Raw genomic sequence first — 4267 nt, 5'->3', positions numbered from 1 at the left:
TAAAGCACTGAGCCGGTCGATACTGTAAACATCCGACCTGGCTCTACTTCTTTTGCATGGCAGGCTTTCTCATATTGACGGAAGTTTTCGGGAAAAGCTCGTTTAAATTGTAAGGCGATACCTTTACCCATGACACCAACGCAGTTGACAGTGTTGACTAGGGCTTCGGTTTTCTCTTCCAATAGGTTGCCTTGCTTGAACTGAACCATTACTTTTCTCTATCAGCGATTGACTAAACTCCAATTATCTAAGATAATTTGGTTGCCTTGCTAAAGCTGGATGATTATTTTTTCTTATCCTTGTTAGTACAATTGTAGCATAGAGCGGTTCAGTAATACCAATTAGAGCAAATGTCTATTTGGAGTTGACAGTTAAAATTTGCTAAGATTCCCTCAACTTGTAGTTTAGTTGTGCTATCTATCACACCAATTTTTCTAATTAATCTCCAAGGGCAAAATTGATAGACTAAAAATTCTGCTTGTCGCCTCCGCTTTCTATCGTTATCTTCTGGGGTATCAGCCCAATATTTATCTTCCATAATGGCCCAATCAATAGAAGATTCTAAAGCTGATAGATCGTCGTAAAAATCGCTGTAGCTCATAACGGCATGACCATCTGTGAAAGCAAAAGGGATACCCTCACTTTTTATTATTTCGGCTTCTGCTACTAGGTAAATGATTGGGTTTTGTCCTTGAGTATAATCGGCTACTCTACCATTGTGAATTGCGTAAAGCATGGGGGAACGAGGAGCCAAATAAAATGGCACATAGTCGTGCAATACTCCACCGGCACCGCAGGGGACAGGAATTCTAGCGCGACGAGATTGGATGCCTTCATGAGCGATATCAAGATGGTTTACTTCCTGTTGTATTAATTCGTTTTTAGCAAACAACCCCCCTGATTTTAGAATTAAAGGCAAGTTATCAACATGAGTAATATGATAAATAGAAATCATACTTTCTTAAGGGACTTAAAATATTTGAATTTAGTCTTTTTATTTATATTAATTCATATTCTACCAATTACCGGACTTAAACAAAAAAAGAAATAAAACACCTAAAATGGAACCAGAGTTTATATTTTACCTTGAGAAGCTTCGATGAAAGAAACCACTCCCTCTGCCATGCCACCATGCTTTGAGAAATGGTGTGCTAGGTTTAATCCAGTGTTCAGAAATCCATCTCAAAAAAGGAGTTGGAGTTGTTTAGGAGGATTATTAGGTGAAAGGGAATAAAACAACTTTACTCAGATGTCAAATAATGTAATTGGTGTGGTTTATCACCAATTACATCATTTTTTAACAGAAGCAACGGTGTTCTAAGAAGTGAGAATTCAGCCTGAGCTTATAATTTCTTAACAAAGTTTAGGATATGAGCTCAGTGGGTTTTATGAAGCCGATGAATTTGCCAAGGTCAGTGGATTTGTTAGGGGCCGGTGAACCTAGAGAAGCTCCTGAACGTGAAGAGGCTGGTGCCACACTCGGAAATTTAAACTTATGTGGCCATTTTAGGCTGACATAAAGAAAATGTACATTACCTGCCTCCCCACTACCACTGGCGTTTTCGCCACCATCGGCTCCACCAACTTCATCGGCACCACCGACCTTACTGCCATTACTGGCCTCCCCACTACCACCAACCCCACCGGCTCCACCAGCGCCAACAGTACCCTAGCGTTCTACCGGCACCATAACATTCACCAGCGCTAACAACACCACGCTTGCTCACCGGCTTTCTCGCCACTATCGGCCTCGCTGGGTTCCTAGCGATCATCGGCACCACCAGCGCCAGGAACACCACGCTTGCTCACCGGCATCACCGACATCCACAGACTTCACCGACCTTCTTGTCATCACCGACATCCAAAGATTTCGCAAACTTCACCGGCCTCCCCGCCACCACCGGCGCCACCAACTTCCCCAATACCTTGAACTTCACCGGAACCCCTGGATGTAATAGAGCCGGTGAACCTGCCTGAGATGGGGGATGTCGAGGGGCCGGTGAAGATAAAGGCTCCGATGGACACCGGCCCGGTGAACCTAAAGAGGCCGGTGTCACACTGAGAGAATTCTTCATAATCATGGCCATTTTAGGCCGGCTCAAACAAAATAGAGATTACCGGCAATCCAGACGAACAGCGGCTTACCCTATCCCACCGGCACTCAAATAAACCGGGGCAAATCCCTTATTTCACCGGCATCCCAATAAACGTGGGCAAATCACGCAATACCATCGGCACTCCGAAGCCACTTCGGTAATGAAAGCAGACCACCAGCCTCCTAATTAATTTCCTAAAAAAATGCCATCCGCCATCGGCCCCATTTAGTCAACGATCCGCAAGCAACTCAAGAATCAACTAAATACCCAGGCGAAACGGCAATATTATCGTTCCAATGACTCTAATGGTTTTATCTGCTACTTTGCGGCTGGTGTCAGCTTCGCTACTTCTACCCCTAAAAAATCCGCTCCTAATTGGCCGCTAAGGTATTCTTCTAATTCAATAACCGAACAACCTAGAGCTAGGGCTAACTTCCTAACACTATCTCGACGAATCAACTGCTCACCAAGCGTCCATCTGCCTACAGAATCATTAGAAACTTGTTCTCGGCTACCTTTTGAACGAAGAGTTTGTGTCAAATACCGAGCAATAGCAGCATTTGAAGGAGCGGGTAGGTGCTCCTTCAAGTATTCAAATAGCTTTGAAAAGCTGGTTACGCCGCAATGAATCAGAACGATCCAAAACTTTACAATCCTCTAAACTATTGATTTCTAAGAACTGATTTGTTTCACTGTATCCGCACAATAACAGTGAGGATTGGCAAATAGCATACTGCCATCTGTTTAATTCACGAGATTAACAGGATTAGGATTAAAATAAAGGACATTAAAATCCAAATACAACTCTGGCCCAATTAAATATGAACCGTTCGGAAACTCTGTTTGGTATCGAATTATGGCCCCCAATGTTATAGTTTTTTACCTTTTCAATCTTCAACCGGCACCACCGAATGAGTCTTTACAAGCCGACACAAATCACCACGATATACCACTAATCGCGTAGTGACCGTATAAAGGCTTAGCTTTCCTGTGGTAATCATTCGGGCATAATAGCTGTAATTTTTTAACTGTCCATCTCCTAGCAATCGACGCTTATAATTTCTTAATTCGTCATCAGGCCACCAGTGCGAATGATCTTTAACCTTCATCCAATCATTTGCTTTTAGGCCACTACTTACTTCTGTTCTAGTATTACTTAGCAAACCTAAATCATCAGACATTCTAAGTAATGCTGAACTTCCATCAAATCCCAGAACTTCACTAATAATTTCTAGTTCCGGTACTTCAATAATTGAGTTATTTTGTAAGGGTTCATCAGTCTTAATCTGCTCTGATTCTGTTTCAGAGGATAGCGGATGTAGTTTTTCGCTTCCTTCAACTGATGCCAGGGCTGGGGTGAATCGATAAGGGCGTCGGCATCCTTCCCACCCAATTTGAATGCTGCCTTGTAAATTATTGGCGGATTCAACAAGAAACCCGCTGACTTTATCCAGCCACAGTTCTACATCATGTTGAGTTGGGGCCATTATGAGCGGGCCGCCCGACGTAATACTGAACTTCCAGCCTGACGGCAAATATTTACGCAGTTCCATTTGTTTGAACTTCCTTTTTCCTATCGTTTTTACTGTCGTTAGGCTGTGAGCGATGGCAAAGCTCTACCAAGTCATCCTCATCCATATCTAAGACGCGGGCCATGCGTACTAAATCTATGGTTTCTGGTTTTGCCCCATCTCGATATGCGGCTAAGCGACTTTCTGGAATGCAGGTATTAGCAACAAGTTTGTCAAAATTACTCGCTACTAATTCAGCAATATTTTGAGTCGGTGTAGGCACGACGGGCATTGACCATAAACCCATTGATTGTAGGGCTTCATCAATGAGATGCCTTGCTTGACCAGCCAGCGAGCGACGTTGTGCCTTCGCCAATTTCTCCAGAATGTGCTGGATATCTTCTATATCTACCTGTACTCGTCGTTTTTTTGTTGTCATTCTTCTAGTCTAGCAAGCGTGTCTTTGTAGGAAAAAATTATAACAAAATATTTATTTTTGTAAAAGTGTACCATATACGCTGATAATATGTCATAATTACAAGCAAACCAAAAACCCCTGCCAACTAAGAATCTCAATCTACCTGGCAGGGGCCTTAACCCGGTACACAAAGTACCAACTTACTATTATGAACCAAACTATCACATTTCCCCAAGGTACTC

The 4267-nt window shown here is 42.9% G+C and carries 7 protein-coding genes and 1 pseudogene; 2 read left to right on the top strand and 6 right to left on the bottom strand.

Annotation, left to right across the window (positions count from 1 at the left end; genetic code table 11):
• Both NG798_RS26910 and NG798_RS26905 read right to left on the bottom strand, forming a co-directional pair.
• A partial coding sequence (locus tag NG798_RS26910) for a macro domain-containing protein (protein ID WP_261226798.1) occupies positions 1 to 209 on the bottom strand: 209 nt, incomplete at its 3' end.
• Between the two features lie 119 nt (positions 210 to 328).
• A complete protein-coding gene (locus NG798_RS26905) occupies positions 329 to 955 on the bottom strand; it encodes a DUF4433 domain-containing protein (protein ID WP_261226797.1) in 627 nt (208 codons plus the stop codon).
• Between the two features lie 144 nt (positions 956 to 1099).
• Here NG798_RS26905 and NG798_RS26900 point away from each other — a divergent pair.
• Both NG798_RS26900 and NG798_RS26895 read left to right on the top strand, forming a co-directional pair.
• Positions 1100 to 1309, top strand: a pseudogene (locus NG798_RS26900) (IS701 family transposase); the annotation flags it as partial.
• 216 nt (positions 1310 to 1525) lie between these two features.
• Positions 1526 to 1708 carry a hypothetical protein gene (locus NG798_RS26895; protein WP_261226796.1) on the top strand — a complete coding sequence of 61 codons (183 nt, stop codon included), beginning with the start codon at positions 1526 to 1528 and terminating at the stop codon, positions 1706 to 1708.
• A gap of 106 nt (positions 1709 to 1814) precedes the next feature.
• Here the strand turns inward: NG798_RS26895 and NG798_RS26890 are convergent, their stop codons facing one another.
• From NG798_RS26890 to NG798_RS26875, 4 genes are all read right to left on the bottom strand, one after another.
• Positions 1815 to 2075: a hypothetical protein gene (locus NG798_RS26890; protein WP_261226795.1), complete on the bottom strand. Its 261-nt coding sequence runs from the start codon at positions 2073 to 2075 to the stop codon at positions 1815 to 1817.
• Between the two features lie 339 nt (positions 2076 to 2414).
• On the bottom strand, positions 2415 to 2636 hold the full coding sequence (locus tag NG798_RS26885) for a hypothetical protein (RefSeq protein WP_261226794.1): 222 nt from the start codon (positions 2634 to 2636) through the stop codon (positions 2415 to 2417).
• Positions 2637 to 2983: 347 nt separating this feature from the next.
• Positions 2984 to 3583: a hypothetical protein gene (locus tag NG798_RS26880; protein ID WP_261226793.1), complete on the bottom strand. Its 600-nt coding sequence runs from the start codon at positions 3581 to 3583 to the stop codon at positions 2984 to 2986.
• Positions 3584 to 3635: 52 nt separating this feature from the next.
• Positions 3636 to 4046: a hypothetical protein gene (locus NG798_RS26875; protein ID WP_261226792.1), complete on the bottom strand. Its 411-nt coding sequence runs from the start codon at positions 4044 to 4046 to the stop codon at positions 3636 to 3638.
• Positions 4047 to 4267 lie beyond the last annotated feature (221 nt).

Origin of the sequence: Ancylothrix sp. D3o (genome assembly GCF_025370775.1) — a bacterium.
Classification (GTDB): Bacteria; Cyanobacteriota; Cyanobacteriia; order Cyanobacteriales; family Oscillatoriaceae; genus Ancylothrix.
The sequence above is the reverse complement of the archived record's forward strand: the minus strand, read 5'-3'. Positions and strand labels throughout refer to the sequence as shown.

Excerpts from the sequence above, each read along its gene's own strand:
- NG798_RS26905 (WP_261226797.1), bottom strand. The coding sequence starts at position 955 with ATGATTTCTATTTATCATATTACTCATGTTGATAACTTGCCTTTAATT.
- NG798_RS26895 (WP_261226796.1), top strand. The coding sequence starts at position 1,526 with ATGTACATTACCTGCCTCCCCACTACCACTGGCGTTTTCGCCACCATC.
- NG798_RS26890 (WP_261226795.1), bottom strand. The coding sequence starts at position 2,075 with ATGAAGAATTCTCTCAGTGTGACACCGGCCTCTTTAGGTTCACCGGGC.
- NG798_RS26880 (WP_261226793.1), bottom strand. The coding sequence starts at position 3,583 with ATGGCCCCAACTCAACATGATGTAGAACTGTGGCTGGATAAAGTCAGC.
- NG798_RS26875 (WP_261226792.1), bottom strand. The coding sequence starts at position 4,046 with ATGACAACAAAAAAACGACGAGTACAGGTAGATATAGAAGATATCCAG.